We start from the raw sequence: 16981 nt of genomic DNA, 5'->3' as shown, positions 1-16981 counted from the left end.
TCGAGATATTTCAACTCTATCTCACAGGCAACTGCGGCTAATTCCAACATCTCCAAATCGGCTTGCTTTATTGCCTTTTTGATTGGGTCTTGTTTTTTGGAGTGGCAAATTCAAAGTTCGTTTCCAACGGTAGTTTTTTTTGAGTAATTTTCGTAGTCGGTCACTATTCAAATCTACTAACCGTTCTTGTTTGAACAACTTGGCCAACTGCTGACTGTTATAAGTACGGATGTCATTCTCCAGACATCCCACTAAGTAGTCTAAATCCGCCGCTTTCCATTTCGGTTTTGCTCCTCGTCCTTTTTCCTCCCACAGTCCGGCCAATCCCCGTTCTTGCCATCGTCGCAAAGTCGCTCTGACTGTATGTTGATGGCACTCAAATATCTTGGCAATTACTGCTACTTTCCAGCCTTTGGCATTCAATCGCAACATTTGCCAACGAGCACGGGTTCGTTTAGGAACACATCCAGCATGACGCAGTTCATTTAACGTCAAGTCTTCTTCCGGGGTGAGAATGATACGTAGAGGTGCTGGCATCTCAAGGTGATTGAATAGCCTTTCTATTTTATATTTAATTACGACCATCTACTTAGATGCACTGAAATAATTGAGCTTATGGAAATAATATAGTGCGTTACACTGCGTTAACGCACCCTACAAATAAATCAATCCCTAAACTTCAACATTCAAAGTACACACCAAAAAAGCCCATTTATCTGCGGCTTCTTCAATAATTTTAGCCGTGGGTTTACCCGCACCATGTCCGGCTTTAGTCTCAATTCTAATTAGCGTTGGCGCATCGCCTGTGTGAGCCTCTTGCAAAGCTGCGGCAAATTTGAAACTATGAGCAGGGACAACGCGATCGTCATGATCGGCTGTGGTAATTAAGGTTGCTGGATAAGCTGTATCTGGTTTGATGTTGTGTAGTGGCGAATAAGCATACAGCGCTGGAAATTCTTCTGGATTATCTGCTGAACCATATTCGGAAGTCCAAGCCCAGCCGATGGTAAATTTGTGGAACCGCAACATATCCATCACGCCGACGGCGGGTATTGCTGCACCAAACAAATCGGGACGTTGCGTTATACAAGCACCCACTAATAAACCGCCGTTACTACCACCTGCGATCGCTAGCTTCTCAGTCTTGGTATACTTATTCGCAATCAACCACTCGGCTGCGCCAATAAAGTCATCAAAGACATTCTGCTTTTTATCCTTCATTCCTGCTTGATGCCATTCTTCGCCGTATTCTCCACCGCCGCGTATATTAGGCATAGCATAGACACCACCCATCTCCATCCACACCAAAAGACTCACAGAAAAACCAGGTGTCATTGAGGCATTAAAACCACCATAGGCATAGAGATAAGTCGGGTTATTTCCATCTAAGTTTATACTCTTTTTATGAGTGATAAACATTGGTACTCTAGTACCATCTTGGCTATGATAAAAGACTTGTTTCGTCTCATAATCATCAGGATTAAAATCTACCTGTGGCTGGCGGAAAATGGTACTTTTACCAGTTATCATATCGTAGCGATAGATAGTTCCTGGTATGGTGAAACTGGTGAAACTATAAAAAGTTTCGGTATCATGACGCTTCCCTCCAAAACCTCCGGCTGAACCGAGTCCAGGTAATTCTACCTCACGAATAAACTTACCTTTGAGGTCAAAAATTTTAATTTGGCTGTGAGCATCTTTGAGATAATCAGCAACAAATTGGTTATTGAGTATCCCGACACTTTCCAAAGTTTCTGCTGATTGGGGAATAATTTCTCGCCAATTTTCTGGTACAGGGTTTTTGGTGTCAATTGCAATAACTCTTCCTCGTGGTGCATTTAAATCTGTGCGGAAATAAAACACGCTATCATCATTATCGATAAAGCTGTAATCTGCCTCAAATTGGTTAATTAGTTCTACGACTTCAGCATTAGGGTTAGTCAAGTCTTTAAAGAAAACCAAGTTTTTGGAATCAGTACCTAGCCAAATTGAAATTATTAAATAGCGTCCATCTTCAGTAACACCGCCACTAAAACCCCATTCTTTTTGGTCAGGGCGATGGTAAATTAGTACATCTTCTGATTGGGGTTTACCTAGTTGATGATAGTAAAGCTTTTGATAATAGTTAACATCTTCTAATTGAGTTTTTTCATTTGGCTCATCGTAGCGACTGTAGAAGAAACCTTGATTATCATGTGTCCACGACGCACCAGAAAATTTAATCCACTTCAGATGGTCTTGCAGGTCTTCACCAGTTTTGACATTGCGTACTTTCCATTCTTGCCAATCAGAACCAGAGGCAGATAGACTGTATGCTAAAAGTTTACCATCCTCGCTAATAGACAATCCCGAAAGAGCAACAGTACCATCTTCTGAAAGTTTATTAGGGTCGAGTAAAACTTTGGGTTGGTCGTCGAGGGTTTTTAGAGTGTAGAAGACACTTTGGTTTTGCAATCCGTCATTTTTAAAATAAAAGTAGCGCTCACCTTCTTTAAAAGGGATACCATATTTTTCATAATCCCAAAGTTTAGTAAGGCGCTGTTTAATTTTCTCTCTGGTAGTAATTTCGCTCAAGTAGCCAAAAGTAACTTGATTTTGTGCCTCAATCCAAGCCCTTGTTTCTTCCGAGTCAGGATTTTCTAACCAACGGTAAGGATCTGCGACTAAAGTACTGTGGTAGTCATCGACTTGATTGCTTTTGTGGCTGGATGGGTAGGTGAGGGTTTTTTTAGAGGAGGGCATAATCTCAGGTCAAAAGTGCTTCTTTACATACTACAAAGATAGACCTAAGACGTAGAGCATGTACTGACCAAACCTGCGAGAAAATTCCAATTTAGGCTTTACGCATTGACAGATGCAATAAATATATTGAATTCGGGTGGTCATTTATTGAATTCGGGTGGTCGTTTATTGAATTCAGATGGTCGTTTATTGAATTCGGGTAGTCGTTTATTGAATTCGGGTAGTCGTTTATTGAATTCGGGTGGTCGTTTACAGCACTTCCGGCTATTATGCAATATAGTTTTCTCCTTGCCCGTCTCCTATCATCGCTTTCAGCTTTTAGGATGTACCTCATAGCTGCCGTAAGTGCTGTATTGAATTCGGGTGGTCATTTATTGAATTCGGGTGGTCATTTATTGAATTCGGGTAGTCGTTTATTGAATTCAAGCAGTGGTTAGGGTGGGGTAAAACCCAGATTCTTGAACAACTTCAGACTTGTATGTACACCGTAGCTTTTTAAGGGGGGACTAGAGTTTTTTGCCCCCAATTTATCGGGGGCTGGGGGATCTAAAACAACGGTAAATTCAGTGTTTGAGCTTAAGTTGACACCAATGAGCAATGCGCTTTACCCCTACGACGCGGGTCTACAGCAGCATTTAGTAGACTACTTGCCACCAACCGAAGGCTGGGCCAATAAAACGGATAGTTGCCCATGCTACAACCATAAGTCCAATACCTATCCAAGCACCACGACTTGTCCAACTGACAAATAATTCGGCTTGCTTTTTTGTGATGGGAAGCCAAGGCAAGATGCGAGTTTCTTTCTCTTGACCGTATGTTTCCCCTAGTGTGGTTTTACGACGCTTTGCTTCACCCATAATCAGCAACTCAAATTTTTACTTAGGTTCTATCTAAATTTATCTTGCCAGGAATCATAGCTACAGAGAGGCAATAAATTGCATCACCTGCATAAACTGATAATAGTGCTTGCTTTTAGACGATCGCGCTTTGGTTGACAAAATGTAAATTGGGCATTGGGCATTGATAACTGAACTTTAAGCAGAATTTTCTTCATCGGTATTAGAAAACAGACTGGGGTCGAGATAGTTAATGCGGGCCAGAGGACTTAAAGCTGCAAGAATTTGAGCGCCGTAGCTGCGATTAACTACACGACTATCAAGTAAAGCAACAATACCTTGACTTTCTCGGACTGGAGCGATCGCTCTTTGTAATTCACTCAAGGCAGCTGGCAACAAATATAAACGGAACCAATCTTGATGCGATCGCTTATAACGAGCTACCCTACCAGCTACTAGCGGATTTTCTAAAGATGGTAAAGGTAAAGTGGCAATAATTAACAGATGGGGTGCTGGCAAGACTCGCTGATGTTCTCGCCAAAATTCCCAACCGCTAATCAAAATACCATTTTCATCTAAACAAGTTTTTTCTACTTGCACCCGCGAACCAAATTCTGAAGCCAAAATTGTCGCAACTTGAGACTTGAGTGGTACATCCCCCACCAAGACAACCGTTAATCCTGGTGCTGTAGCACTTAGACAAACCAGTGTGCGGACTTTGTGAATAAATGCCGCTTGAAATTCTGGCGTGTTGGGTAGGGGCAACTTATAGGGTACATACAGTTGAATTGCTTCTGCTTGTCTCTCCGCAGAGAACTTCAGACAAGTTAAATCTTCCAAACCAAGGCGCTGTCGGAAAAGAGGAGCCTCAGTTTCCGGTTCGATAGCGCTGCCAATTAAAACTACTGGTTGTCGCTGCCAAATAGGTGAGAGTATTTCACCTAATTCCATTGGGGCGTAGTGTAAAGAAAATAAACCTTGTCGATGGGCAATAGTCGCCCAGAAGAGGGCAGGGGGAGCAGGGGAGGCAGGGGGGGAAAGATTTTCATCAAGGGTTTGAAATTGCTGCCAAAAATTTTTCCAATTATCTGGGAGGTTGGCTTGATCTAAAGCCAAATACAGACGACTTAGAATTTCTATTTCTGGCTGGGAAATTAGGTAGCACTGATATGGATTGACAGGATGCTGAAAAAGTTGGTGTGTAAGTTGTATCCTTGCTTCACGAATTACCTCAGCTTGATTGGGGCAAGCCAGCATGAGTTGCTCCCAATCATCGGGTTGAATATCTTGGGTAAGTTGATGACGCACCCAATCTTCTAGATCATCTACCCCATCAATAATTGTAGGGATGCCTTGGGGAAAGCGATCACCACCAGCAAATTGTCCTTTTAACCAAGCTTCTGGCGAGGTCAACAGTAGCCCTTGGAACTCAGCACTAGGCCAAGCATCACCTGTCCTAATCGCTTTGTTGGCTGGTAGCCACTGCTGTAGACGGGGAATTTCTACCCGCAGCAGAAGTTGCTGCACCGCTTCTTGAGCAACAATAATTACAGGGCCATGCCACATCAGGGCTGATGCTACGAAACTGGTGCGATATCGTCCTTGATAGCCACAAACCGCTCCTACTTGAATTAGGGCACTACGTCCCAGGCGCAAGGCGCGTGCTACCAACCGTGCCATCGTCAAATGATGGGGCCAGGAAGGGAACCCCGCCTGCGATCGCAAAAAGTTATGTAGTGAAAAATGAACTTCTGCTTCAATCACACGCTTTTAATTCCATACAAAGTGACTTTTACTTCCAATTGCCCCACTTCTATTATGTTGTCCTTTGTCCTTGACTAATGACCAATGACCAACGACTAATCACCCAATACCCTGAATTATGCCAACTTACACAGGAATTTCCAGCGAAGCCTTCAGGCATCCACTAGATCGCCAAGCCGAGCAAGCTTTACGAAATTTACCGGGATTTGATTTAATTGCTCGTAAATTTGTGGAATTTATCTACGAACGCCCTCAGTTAGTCTATCTAATGGGTAACACCATCCAAGTCGGGCCGCGTCAATATTCCACTATTTACCAGATGTTTCGGGAATGCGTCCGAGATTTGGACATTTACCCAGAACCGACACTGTTTGTCTCGCAAAACCCCCAAGCAAATAGCTATGCGCTGGGGCAAGAGAATCCTTACATAGTCATAAATACAGGGATACTAGACTTACTAGACGAAGCCGAGATTCGGGCGGTGCTAGCCCATGAGCTGGGGCATATTAAATGTGGTCATACTATTTTAATTCAAATGGCGATGTGGGCGATGAGTGCTGCTTCCGCCTTGGGAGAATTGACCTTCGGCATCGGTAATATTGTCACACAAGGTTTGATTTACGCCTTTTTTGAGTGGCGGCGTAAAGCTGAGTTATCGTCAGATCGCGCCGCACTACTAGTCATGGATGACTTGAATCCCGTAATGTCAACGATGATGAAACTCTCTGGTGGTAGTAACAAATATGCCAATGAATGTAGTTTACAAGAGTTTATCAAGCAGTCAGAAAATTATCAGGCACTGGATGAAGATGGACTAAATCAGTTGTATAAATTTTTGATTTACAATGGCGCTCAGGGTACGATGTTGACCCATCCTTTCCCAGTGGAACGCTTACATTACTTACGGGCGTGGGCAGTATCCGAAGAATACCAGCAAATTCGCCGAGGAAATTATCAGCGATCGCCTGCTTCCGGCTCAGTAAATGTTGCAGCAGAATCTTCCGCCAATGAAACAGAAACTTTACGCCGTCAAATTGAAGAATTACAACGGGAAATCGACAGAATGAAAAGGTCTGAGTAGTTTTGAGTGCTGAGTGAAGTTATATATAGTGCGTTAGATTTGCCTAATGCACTATTTATATCTCTTTTAGCACATACTTTGTCTGAGGGATTTCCACAAATTAAATTTAGAACTTACACATTGACAGATTATTGATATTATGCAATCAAGCCTAACTTCTGTGATAGGTGTTCTCAAATAAAATCACAAGGTACTTGCACGACTTACGCATTGACAGATTAACAGAAATGAGCAATCAAGTGATGATTTTGTAAAAACTTGAATTTGAGTTTGGATTTTAGCAAAAATAATTCAGTTAAGTTTGCCATTCTAGTTTTTTTGGATTCCCTTAAAGCGGATAATATTTTTTAGCTGAACTACCATCCTCTTGGGGGTGGATAAATTCAAGATTCAAAATTAAGGCTTGAAAATTGCTTAACTATATCTCAGCATTAAATTAGATGTAGGCATTTCTGAATATGGGAATTCACTTGACAAAACGGCTTTCTGTGTTGGCTGCTATTCTAGCTCTTGTCCTTTCCATGCCGAGAATTGCCTTAGCTGCACCCGTTCAATTCCATACTAGTTCTGGTGTCATTTCCGCCCAAACTACCAAAACTGCTAGCTACTCCACCTCGTCGGAGATTAATCTGACTCCCTTACAGCGCCAAGAACTCCAGGCTGTGCGTCAGCGAAAAAACAGGGAAATTGAGGCAGTCTTAAACACATCGCAACGTGCCCAACTTAATCACCATCTCCGGGCTGGTAATAATATCAATCAAGCCCTAGAAAAACTGCATTTGCAACCAGAACAGCAAGATTTTGTAAAGGCGATTGGGCAACTTACTAACTTGAAAATGAAAGCAATTTCATCTAGGCATTCGCTAACAGTAGATCATAAATAAAGGTTTGACTTGTACATTAGATTATTAAATCGTTGTCATAGAAAATATCAATCATATTTTCTATGAGAGTCTTTTGAATAAAATGCGATCAAGCGATTGATCGCACTTTTTTATAGGTATCTTACTCATTATTGCCTAATATGCTTATGTTATTGATCCTCCCTAACCCTCCTTAAAAAGGAGGGAATTAAAGCAAGCCGTCTAAAATTGCCGAACTTATGGAAACAGTTGACTAATCTGGACTTCAATTTCTGGGAATGCTATCAAGGATAACGTTGCATCCTCCTGCAAAATAAACTGTTGATTGTAGCCTTCCAAACCCGGTTCGCGGAAAACAAAAACCTGACGCTGATTCACATCCAAAATCCAGTAATCAGCAATTCCTGCATTAGCATATAAAGGTGCTTTCTGTTTGCGATCCGTGTCTAGCGTTGTATCTGCTACCTCAATGAGTAAAAAGATTTCATTGGGTGCAGGATGATGATCAATGTACTTTCGCGCATCAATGCGGACAACGGCAATATCTGGTTCAGGTTCCGAGTATTGGCTTAATTGAATCGGATCTTGCACCCGAACTAAAGCAACTTCTGCTAACGAACGCTTGAGATAATCAGACGCACACAGCGTTGTCGCTGCATGGGGGGGATTTTTGGCACTCATGGGGATAACTTGCCCATCAATCAGTTCTACCCGTTCATCGGCTGTGATAATACCCGTCTCAAGCATCCGGTGATATTCATCTACATTCCACAAGCGCACTCTAGTTTGTGTCATTGTATTTGGTTTGGCGATATTATCATCTGCAAAGTGCAAATATCTCTTACTCTCAACTTTTGCAGCATCTATAATTAATCTTGCCCTATTTAGTTCGTTACCATGTCGGAAGAAGATATCCGAGCCGCAAGGCTGGAGAAAGTAGAACAACTCAAGCAGTTAGGGAGTAATCCCTATGCCTATCGTTGGGAATCTACCCATCATGCAGCGCAGTTGCAAGAACAGTTTGCCGATTTAGCCAGTGGTGAAGAAGTTGATTTAGAAGTTGCGATCGCTGGACGCATTATGGCGCGTCGCGTTTTTGGTAAACTGGCTTTCTTCACTTTGCAAGATGAAACTGGCACAATTCAGCTTTATTTGGATAAAAATCGCATCCAAGAAAGCATGGCAGATATTGATGCTGATGCCTTTAATCACTTAAAACAACTCACAGATGCAGGCGACATCCTGGGAGTTAAAGGTACTATTAAACGGACTGAAAAGGGCGAGTTATCTGTCTACGTTAAACAATATACTATCCTGACTAAATCCCTGTTGCCGCTACCCGACAAGTGGCATGGATTAACAGATGTTGCCAAGCGCTACCGTCAGCGCTACGTTGACTTGATTGTTAACCCGGAAGTGCGGCAAACTTTCCGCCGTCGTGCCCAAATTACTGCTGGTATTCGTCGTTATTTAGAAGAACGGGATTTTCTGGAAATTGAAACGCCAGTTTTGCAAAGTGAGACTGGGGGTGCAGATGCGCGTCCATTTATCACTTACCACAACACTTTAGAAATGGAGTTGTATCTGCGAATTGCCACAGAACTTCATCTCAAGCGGTTGATTGTAGGTGGTTTTGAAAAGGTGTTTGAATTGGGGCGGGTTTTCCGTAATGAGGGAATTTCGACTCGGCATAATCCCGAATTTACGACGATCGAAATTTATCAAGCCTACGCCGATTACAACGATATGATGGCGCTGACAGAAGGGATTATTACCACTGTCGCTCAAGATGTACTCGGCACATTGCAAATTACCTACCAAGGGGAACCTATAGATTTAACACCACCTTGGCGGCGAGTGACAATGCACGATTTAGTTAAAGAATTTACAGGTTTGGATTTCAATTCTTTCCAAACATTGGAAGAAGCAAAAACAGCAAGTAAAAATGCTAGTATTCCTGGTGTAGATGAAGCCAAATCAATTGGTAAGTTACTGAATTTAGCTTTTGAAGAGAAAGTAGAAGCTAATTTAATTCAACCTACCTTTGTAATTGATTATCCTGTAGAAATTTCGCCTCTAGCAAAACCTCACCGTTCTCAACCTGGTTTGGTAGAAAGATTTGAGTTATTTATCGTAGGGCGAGAAACTGGGAACAGCTTCTCAGAACTTACCGATCCCATCGATCAAAGAGAACGCCTAGAAGCCCAAGCTGAAAGAAAAGCTGCTGGCGACTTAGAAGCTCAAGGTGTAGATGAAGACTTTTTGACAGCCCTTGAATACGGTATGCCACCTACGGGTGGTTTAGGGATTGGGATTGATCGGTTGGTAATGTTATTAACTGATTGTGCCAGTATTCGGGATGCGATCGCCTTTCCGCTACTCAAGCCTGAAGGCAGCGTTATTAAGCAATTTACCTACGAGCAAAAAACTCAGACACTGACTATTGAATTTGATAGTGGAAGTGTTTACGAGTATTTCAAAGTCCCTCCCAGTGTCAAGCAAGACTTAGACAATGCACCGTCTAAAGGTCAATACTTTAACAAGTTCATTAAAGGGAAATTTAAGTTTGAACAGTTGAGTTGACCTACTTAAGCATATAAACACTAAGGTGCGTTATGGCAAAGCCATAACGCACCATTTTATTGCCTATATAAAGTTATGTAATTTTTTGCATTATTTATAGCTAGCAAGTTGATAGCTGCTATAGTACCAGTCTGTGGCTGGCTACAACGTAGCCAGAAAAAATCAATTTATCACGACTGCTTAGTATAAAAATTGAACAATATAATGTTTCATAATTAATGCAAAAAAAACTCAAGCTATTTGTTATAAGCGGATTGGTAGGATTAATGTCTGGCACTTCGGTTTTGTATAAATCCTTTGCCAAAAATCAAGCTTTACAGGCGAGCGCTAATCAACCACAAACATCAGTAGCCCAAGCAAACAGTACCACACCACCACAGTCAGCAATGACAGGATGGTTAGGTTTTGCAACTACAGCAAACAAAAATGTGCCATTTTTGCCTTTACTGCCTGTGAATGCGGATGCCCAGGTTGCACTTTTCTCAGATGCATGGGATCAAGTCAAACCCGGTACATCTTTAATTGGTATCGCTGGAGGAATCAAACAACAGGTAAAATTTCGTCGTTCTCAAGAAGAACTTTTTGGTTGTGATAATAATAAAACAAAAATGGCAACGTTTACCGCAGCTAAACGTTTTGCAGAAGGGCCTGTTTGGCTTTTGCCCGTGAACCTAGCCAAAGAAGCAAAATCGTTGACTTTCCAAGCGTTGAATTTATCTGAAGTTCCTACGAGCGTATTACCTGTAAACAAACGCAAACCATCAGTTGCACGCGCTTGGAAGGCTGGGGGAGCAACTGTTGTGATGCAGAAACAAAGTAAAGACCAAGTGCGCTTAAGTATATTAATCAATTCTCGGATAGCTTACAATGCAGTGGAGAAAAAGTCATATATGCAAGGTGGCGACCCTGAGCCTGTTAAATTTCCTAAATTTGACGGTACACCAGGAATACCTTTTCCAATTGGCGCTTTTCAGGCTAACGCTAAATCAGCGCCCATGATTGTATTTTGGCAACCTAGTTATGAAGGTCAAGGTTACAGCGTCGTTGCATCTGTGAAGGGCAAAATGCAGAAAGTAGATGAGAACGCAATCTATTTCTGCGCTTTCTAGGAAAATATCCATAGATTACGCCATGTGCGACTTTCTCTCAAATCTTACGAACTCCATCCCCAGATTTCCGTTCATCAGCCCCCATCACCAGCAACCAACTATATTCTGTGGCCCACCAAGGAAGAAGCTCAAAATCACAGTTGCTGTATGTGATACGCTGGCTAATGTTGACTTCTACACTTTGTAATGCCAACTTCAAGATTATTCGTTTTTTGCGTAAAGTAGGCAACTTGAGGTGAATAGTATTATGTGACAGTATTTATTTACTATGGATAAACTGGGTACAACATTAATTTTCCCCTATATATTAGACCTATTGCATAATTATTTTGTGGTATGGTTAAGGCTTTAGAAAAAATCCATATCAAAATCTATACAGAAAATTTTTGTTACCTCATTAGGATGTTTGATAGAGATAGAAAGCAAATTTTTAAACCCCCCATCATAGCATAATTTATTTTTGCAAGAGGTCTATTTTACTTCTATTAAAAACTGCTCCAGCTTACATCTAGGGCAGTTTTATATTGCATGGTAGAAGCCAGATTTACAACTGCACCCAATGGTGAACCATATAACAGTATAGGGCTTACGCATTTAGCTTAGATATTGAAACTAAGCATGAGAAATAGCACAAGACCCCATGCTCAATTACAAAATTACCAAAAAATGGTTAATTTTGGTGACAGTGGCTAATCTAATGACTAATTCGCTACTTCAGCCACCTCAATCACGCGCCCTTCATAGTCCTTGACCAAAAAATTCAGGGGTTTTTGGTTGCGAATCTTAAATTTCAAACCGCGCACTTCGACTCGCATTAAAATCATTTCCAGGCAGTCATGATCAAAACAAACGTGGCGTTGCTGATTTTTGCTACCTAAACTCGCGCCAGTAATGACATGTAGCTGGGTGTTTTTCTTCAATTGATACCACAGCCCATCATTGGCATTATTCATCATTTTACTAGACAAGCTCGGCCCAGTAGACATATATAGTGGATCAATGCCAGTTGCGCCGATGGTTTGTTCGTAATTGTAGTAGTAGTGCAATGGCACCTCAGCTGCTGGCAAATCTAGCAGCCCTTCATACAACTGTCGGGCAATCTCCAAATCCGACACCATTACAGTGTGTACTTTTGGAGCACTGGTGAGAAACATCCACATTGCGCCAGCGTAAGCTGCTAGCAGCATCACCATAATGCCTTGAGTGGAGAACAGGCTATCTAAGGGCAGAGAAGGCAGAAAGGAGCCTAAGGTAAGGGGACTGAGCAGGAACGATATCACACTAACTGCTATAACCATGAACAAATAAGGATTCTATAAGGGAGCCGATTTTATGATTGTCGATTAAGACTAAAATTAAGTCTTTGTTTCTAGTTTATCAATACTCAAGTAGTCTGAGTTTGGGCTACAAACTGGGCAACACCAAGATATTATGCGATTAGCTACCGGAGTGCAATTCCCAAAACTATTTTAACAACTATCCATTGAAAGGCTATGCAAATTCCTCATTTCCCGGAAGCTAATCACCCCCTGGTAAAGTCGCTGTTCCATCACAGTGACCATGAACTACTGACTCTGTTTCAGCAAAATCCAGATACCGGAAAGTACTTCACGGTGATTTTTTGCCGCTATAGTCCCATAGTGTATACCTTAATTCGGCATTCGGCGCGATCGCCTGTGCAGGCAGATTATCTGTTTGCCCTCACCTGGCGACATATCTACTATGAACTCGGTGGACTAAATTTAAGCGACTCCGAATCAGGTAAGGAAGCCTTAACCATGCAAAATTGGTTAATCAATATGACAGCTTTTTGTATTAACGAGATTAAAGTACCACCCACAGAAGCAATTCATTATTCTCTGCAAGCGACTTCGCCGCCATTATGGTGCTATGTACAACAGGCATTAGAGCAACTACCACCTGTTTTGCGATTAATCGTCTTAATGGCTCAAACTTTCCACTGGAGCGAAACTAGAATCGCCGCCTATCTGCAAGCCGAAGGAGAAGCGATCGCTCCAAGCGAAGTAGCCAATTTTCTCCAGGAAGGCTATCGTATGCTAGAGGACAAATTACCCACAGATATCCGCGCTATCTACTTTGGAGAGGATTTAGTGCAATCATAACTTAAGTATAAATGCGTATATTATTTGTCTTCAATTAAAAAAAATTAAAACTTTTTCTTAGACCTTCTACTTAAACCCGCAATAGGGGTAATTTTTATGAAACAACGGCTTGTATTTCCCAGGCAAAAGGTAGGCTTAATTTGTGTAGGTGCGATTTCTCGTCCCCAAATACTTTTACAGAGCTTTTTACTATTTACTTTTTTGCTGAGTCCCATAGCTGCGAGTGCAGCTGATATTACGCAACAACTTCACCGTCCTTTAAATAGTTCAGTTGGGCAACAATCAAGAGATGAAGCAGATAGCTTGCTGAGTATCGGTGAAAAACAATACGCTTCAGGATATGCCGATAAAACAATTACGTCTTGCTTGCGGGCATTAGAACTATATCACGCAATTGGCGACCTGAAAGCACAAGGTCTAACTTACAATTTACTTGCTAAGGCTTATATCCAGCTTGGTAGTTTAAAAGAGGCGGAAGATGCTTTAAGAAGAGGGTTAGCGATCGCTCGTGATACTAAAGACTTCCAATCTCAGGTTTTTTTGCTAAATAATATCGGTACATTTTTCCTGCAACAAGGAGAATTTGCTGCTGCCAGCAATTCTGTTGAAGATGCACTCACAATTGCTCACGGTGTCAAAAACATTGAAGGAGAAGGACTATCTTTAAGTAATTTGGGTTTAGTAACTGCCAAGTTAGGAGATTATAACAAGGCAATTAAATTGTATGAAAATGCTTTAATCTTCCGCCGTCAAACTGGCGATGCCATCGGTGAAGCAAATACCTTGAATAATTTAGGAGATGCTTACCTAGCATCTGGAAATTATCAGGATACCATTGGCACTTACGGGGCAGCAATGCGGATGGCAAAAACTAACCGCGATCGCACTAATGAATTACGGGCAATTGACGGTTTAGTTACTGCTCACACTGCTGTCGGACGTTATGAACGGGCTTCTGATTTACTAGAGCAACGTTTAGCACTTGCTAAAGAATTGCGAAATTTGCGAGAAGAATTAAAATCTTTTGAGTCTTACGCTCAGTTATACAAGCAACAAGGTAATTACCTAACTGCCCGCAATTTTTACGAAAGGGCGATTATACTGGCGCGGACATTGGAAGACAGCAAGCAAGAAGTGCAATTGCTGGATCAGCTAACTAAAATGCTTCAGCGCAAGTAGGGGCAATTCATGTAGACGCAAAGCGGCTTCCCACAGGGTATTGCCCCTACTTTGGCACTATTTGATTAATTCAAGAACACTGAACCGTTTCGTTCGATTCTCATAGCACTTCTACCCTGTGCTGCATTCGTCGTTTCGTTAAATCTAACTTCCAAACTTCCTGATTCTGAAGAGGGTTGTGGAGTTACTGTCAACTGTCCGCCATCTTGTCGTTCAAATGTCACTGTTACTGGTGCTTGTAGACCTTGCAGTGTTACATAAGATTTACCTTGTAGCGATCGCGGTGCTGTATCGCCAATCACTTGATAGGTTACATTCGCCGCAGTATCATTTATTAACCTAACATTAACTGTACCATTTGCCAGTGCGATCGTAGCGCTGGGGGTTTGCCGTGGTTGTAGTAGTGGTTGATCAGTGGAAACCGCCCCTGTTGAAGGCTGTTGAGTTTGATCAGCAGAAACTGGGCTTTGTGAGCTAACACTTGGTACTGGAGCTTCACCACCTACACCTAATCTTGTTTCCTCTTGTGATGGGGTAGCAGGGACGGGAAGAAGCCCTTGAGCAGCTAGTCTTTGAGTTAGCGCATTGGGAGGACATCCCTGCGGTACTACAATGCGAGTGTTATGTGGTTCTTCATAAAAAATTCTAGGACAAGGGTTAACCTTGGGAGTAGATTGTTGTGTTACTGATTGTTGTGCTAATGCTTGAGGGATTGCTGGCAGAGTGATTAGTAATCCACCGCATATAGCACCAAATAACTCAGCAGACTTGCGAAAACTTTGAAACTTCATATTCATTCTTAACTCCTGATACAATTCAATTTGCCTTTTTTTAAAAGAAAAGTTTCTCAAACAGCAAATTTAATTAGCGGCTAATCTATGCCGAATATATCTAAAAGTTAACAACTCAGTTGATTTTTTATCTCTAACTAGAGGTTCAAAAATAAGAGACAATCAGGCATAATATCTCCTTCTGAAGTTTGACAAACTTAATCTATTAAATAACAAATTTTTTTGCAGAATTAAGACTCAAGAGTTATTGGTAAAGTGACAGTGAAGGTAGTGCCAATATTTTGAGTGCTTTCAACTTGAATATGACCCTGGTGATGTTCGACAATAGCTTGAGCGATCGCTAATCCCAATCCTGAACCAGTTGCACTGGCTGTAGCTGTATTCCCAGTTGTATGAGTCCGTGCCGGATCTACCCGATAAAACCGGTCAAACAAGCGTGGTAGTGCTTCTGCTGGAATTCCAACACCGGTATCACTCACTTTAACTTGCAACTGGGCGCTGGTATAACGTAGTCCAGAAACGCGATTTATTCCTTCTATTCGCGCTAATTCCACTTTCACCCGCCCACCTGCTGGAGTGTAATGCAAAGCGTTAGCAATCAAATTTGTGAACAGCCGCACCAGTTGATCCCAATTGCCCACAAGGGTAAACCAATTTTCTAGTAATTCCGGGCTAGTTTCGGAGACGGGAGGATCAACTAAGTCTAAAGAAAGAGCGATTTTTTTTTCAGGGACTAACAATTGTTGTTCTTCAACCACTTCCATCAGCAAGGCATCTAGCGGACAAGGTGAAAAAATATCTTTGCTAATACCACTATCCTGTCGTGCTAAGAACAGTAAGTCATTCACTAATTTACCCAAACGCTGCGTTAACCGTTCCACCACCTTTAATTGTTGCCGATACTGCAAAGAATTAGTCGTTTCTGCCTCTGCTAAATCCAAGTCAGCAAGGGCGACTTGCACATTTGTTTGAATCAAAGTAATGGGACTTCTAAGTTCATGAGAAGCATCAGCAGTAAATTGTTTGAGGCGTTGGTAAGACTCACCTACAGGTTCCATCGCTTTACCCGAAAGAAACCAACCACTTGCGCCCACAGAAAGCACCATTAACCCAATACCTAGCGCCAAATCAAAAATTAACTGGCGACTGGGTTTAGTGACTTCAAACCAGGGATGACTAACACGCAGATATCCTAATACTTGCCGCCCCACTTCCACCCGTTGGGTAACTTGTCGTAATAACAGTGGGGAGTTAGGAGTGAGGAGTTTATCATCTTTGCCTTTTTCTTCCTCGCCCTTAACTACGCGCACAGTTTCACCAGTGCGGTTGGCATGAATAGGAATATTTAGGGGTTCGGATAGCGTTGACCAAAGTAATTCACCAGTCGGACTAAACCATTCTAGGTCGATGTGGTCATCTTCTACGGTGTCGGTATTGTCACGAAAACTGGCTTCTAGATTATTAATGCGAAATTTATCTGCATCAGCATTAATTGGTTCAAATATGAGCTTAGATGCACAGGGGCTGGCTGTAAGACAACGCTCCACTATTTCCACTACATGATTAAGGGTATCGTCAATGCGCTCAATCAGTGTACTGCGGACGTATAAATAAACGCCACTGGCAAACAGTAGTAGTAATACAGCAGTTACAGTAGTATACCAAAGGGCGAGACGGCGACGAGTAGCTTGAAACATATTTTTCAATCGATTTTTTGACTGATATATACCTATTTTAAGTATTTATACTGATCAGATTACCGGGTGCGGCTGCATCAATAGCCTATAGTTACTCCGGTAGAACTTTAGGTTTCGGTAGTTCGCTACGCCTATTCACTGACAAATATGCCAACTTAAGCTTAAGTGCGTTAGACGATAGACCAAACTTAAACCTGTATTTCAGATGATTAA

15 protein-coding genes are annotated in these 16981 nt (G+C 41.9%); 6 read left to right on the top strand and 9 right to left on the bottom strand.

From position 1 onward, the window contains the following. Positions 1-21: 21 nt before the first annotated feature. The 4 genes from VE944_RS05315 to VE944_RS05300 form a co-directional block, all read right to left on the bottom strand. Positions 22-537 carry a helix-turn-helix domain-containing protein gene (locus VE944_RS05315; protein ID WP_324973348.1) on the bottom strand — a complete coding sequence of 172 codons (516 nt, stop codon included), beginning with the start codon at positions 535-537 and terminating at the stop codon, positions 22-24. A 135-nt stretch (positions 538-672) separates the two neighbouring features. Then, positions 673-2742 carry a prolyl oligopeptidase family serine peptidase gene (locus tag VE944_RS05310; RefSeq protein ID WP_324973346.1) on the bottom strand — a complete coding sequence of 690 codons (2070 nt, stop codon included), beginning with the start codon at positions 2740-2742 and terminating at the stop codon, positions 673-675. Positions 2743-3377: 635 nt separating this feature from the next. Beyond that, complete coding sequence (locus VE944_RS05305; RefSeq protein ID WP_324973343.1) at positions 3378-3599, bottom strand: DUF2839 domain-containing protein; 222 nt, start codon at positions 3597-3599, stop codon at positions 3378-3380. Between the two features lie 177 nt (positions 3600-3776). Continuing rightward, complete coding sequence (locus tag VE944_RS05300; protein WP_324973340.1) at positions 3777-5342, bottom strand: ATP-dependent DNA helicase; 1566 nt, start codon at positions 5340-5342, stop codon at positions 3777-3779. A 118-nt stretch (positions 5343-5460) separates the two neighbouring features. Here VE944_RS05300 and VE944_RS05295 point away from each other — a divergent pair, with 118 nt between their 5' ends. Next, the gene (locus tag VE944_RS05295; RefSeq protein ID WP_324973338.1) at positions 5461-6423 is read left to right on the top strand and encodes a M48 family metallopeptidase; all 963 of its coding nucleotides are present in this window, start codon (positions 5461-5463) and stop codon (positions 6421-6423) included. A gap of 458 nt (positions 6424-6881) precedes the next feature. After that, on the top strand, positions 6882-7307 hold the full coding sequence (locus VE944_RS05290; protein ID WP_324973336.1) for a hypothetical protein: 426 nt from the start codon (positions 6882-6884) through the stop codon (positions 7305-7307). A gap of 216 nt (positions 7308-7523) precedes the next feature. Here VE944_RS05290 and VE944_RS05285 read toward each other — a convergent pair whose 3' ends face one another. Then, entirely contained in the window at positions 7524-8081 is a 558-nt protein-coding gene (locus VE944_RS05285; RefSeq protein ID WP_324973333.1) for a Uma2 family endonuclease, read from the bottom strand. 102 nt (positions 8082-8183) lie between these two features. Between VE944_RS05285 and lysS the strand changes: the two genes are divergently transcribed. After that, positions 8184-9869, top strand: coding sequence for a lysine--tRNA ligase (lysS, locus tag VE944_RS05280; RefSeq protein WP_324973330.1), 1686 nt, complete (start codon positions 8184-8186; stop codon positions 9867-9869). Positions 9870-10087: 218 nt separating this feature from the next. Further along, the gene (locus VE944_RS05275) at positions 10088-10978 is read left to right on the top strand and encodes a hypothetical protein (RefSeq protein ID WP_324973328.1); all 891 of its coding nucleotides are present in this window, start codon (positions 10088-10090) and stop codon (positions 10976-10978) included. Positions 10979-11015: 37 nt separating this feature from the next. On the opposite strand, the gene VE944_RS05270 is transcribed toward VE944_RS05275, so the two are convergent. Together VE944_RS05270 and VE944_RS05265 are read right to left on the bottom strand one after the other, a co-directional pair. Continuing rightward, on the bottom strand, positions 11016-11177 hold the full coding sequence (locus tag VE944_RS05270; protein ID WP_324973324.1) for a hypothetical protein: 162 nt from the start codon (positions 11175-11177) through the stop codon (positions 11016-11018). A gap of 502 nt (positions 11178-11679) precedes the next feature. Further along, positions 11680-12276: a glyoxalase-like domain protein gene (locus VE944_RS05265; RefSeq protein WP_190735826.1), complete on the bottom strand. Its 597-nt coding sequence runs from the start codon at positions 12274-12276 to the stop codon at positions 11680-11682. Positions 12277-12471: 195 nt separating this feature from the next. Between VE944_RS05265 and VE944_RS05260 the strand changes: the two genes are divergently transcribed. Beyond that, positions 12472-13101 (top strand): RNA polymerase sigma factor sigma-70 region 4 domain-containing protein, encoded by a 630-nt coding sequence (locus tag VE944_RS05260; protein WP_324973316.1) that lies wholly within the window; start codon positions 12472-12474, stop codon positions 13099-13101. A 96-nt stretch (positions 13102-13197) separates the two neighbouring features. Further along, positions 13198-14280, top strand: coding sequence for a tetratricopeptide repeat protein (locus VE944_RS05255; protein WP_324973312.1), 1083 nt, complete (start codon positions 13198-13200; stop codon positions 14278-14280). A gap of 65 nt (positions 14281-14345) precedes the next feature. Here the strand turns inward: VE944_RS05255 and VE944_RS05250 are convergent, their stop codons facing one another. After that, the gene (locus tag VE944_RS05250; protein ID WP_324973309.1) at positions 14346-15077 is read right to left on the bottom strand and encodes a hypothetical protein; all 732 of its coding nucleotides are present in this window, start codon (positions 15075-15077) and stop codon (positions 14346-14348) included. Between the two features lie 224 nt (positions 15078-15301). Next, on the bottom strand, positions 15302-16768 hold the full coding sequence (locus VE944_RS05245) for a sensor histidine kinase (RefSeq protein WP_324973306.1): 1467 nt from the start codon (positions 16766-16768) through the stop codon (positions 15302-15304). Positions 16769-16981: the final 213 nt, after the last annotated feature.

The organism is Nostoc sp. (assembly GCF_035638895.1).
Lineage (GTDB): Bacteria > Cyanobacteriota > Cyanobacteriia > Cyanobacteriales > Nostocaceae > Nostoc.
Note: the sequence above shows the minus strand (reverse complement) of the source record. Positions and strands in the feature narration are given on the sequence as shown.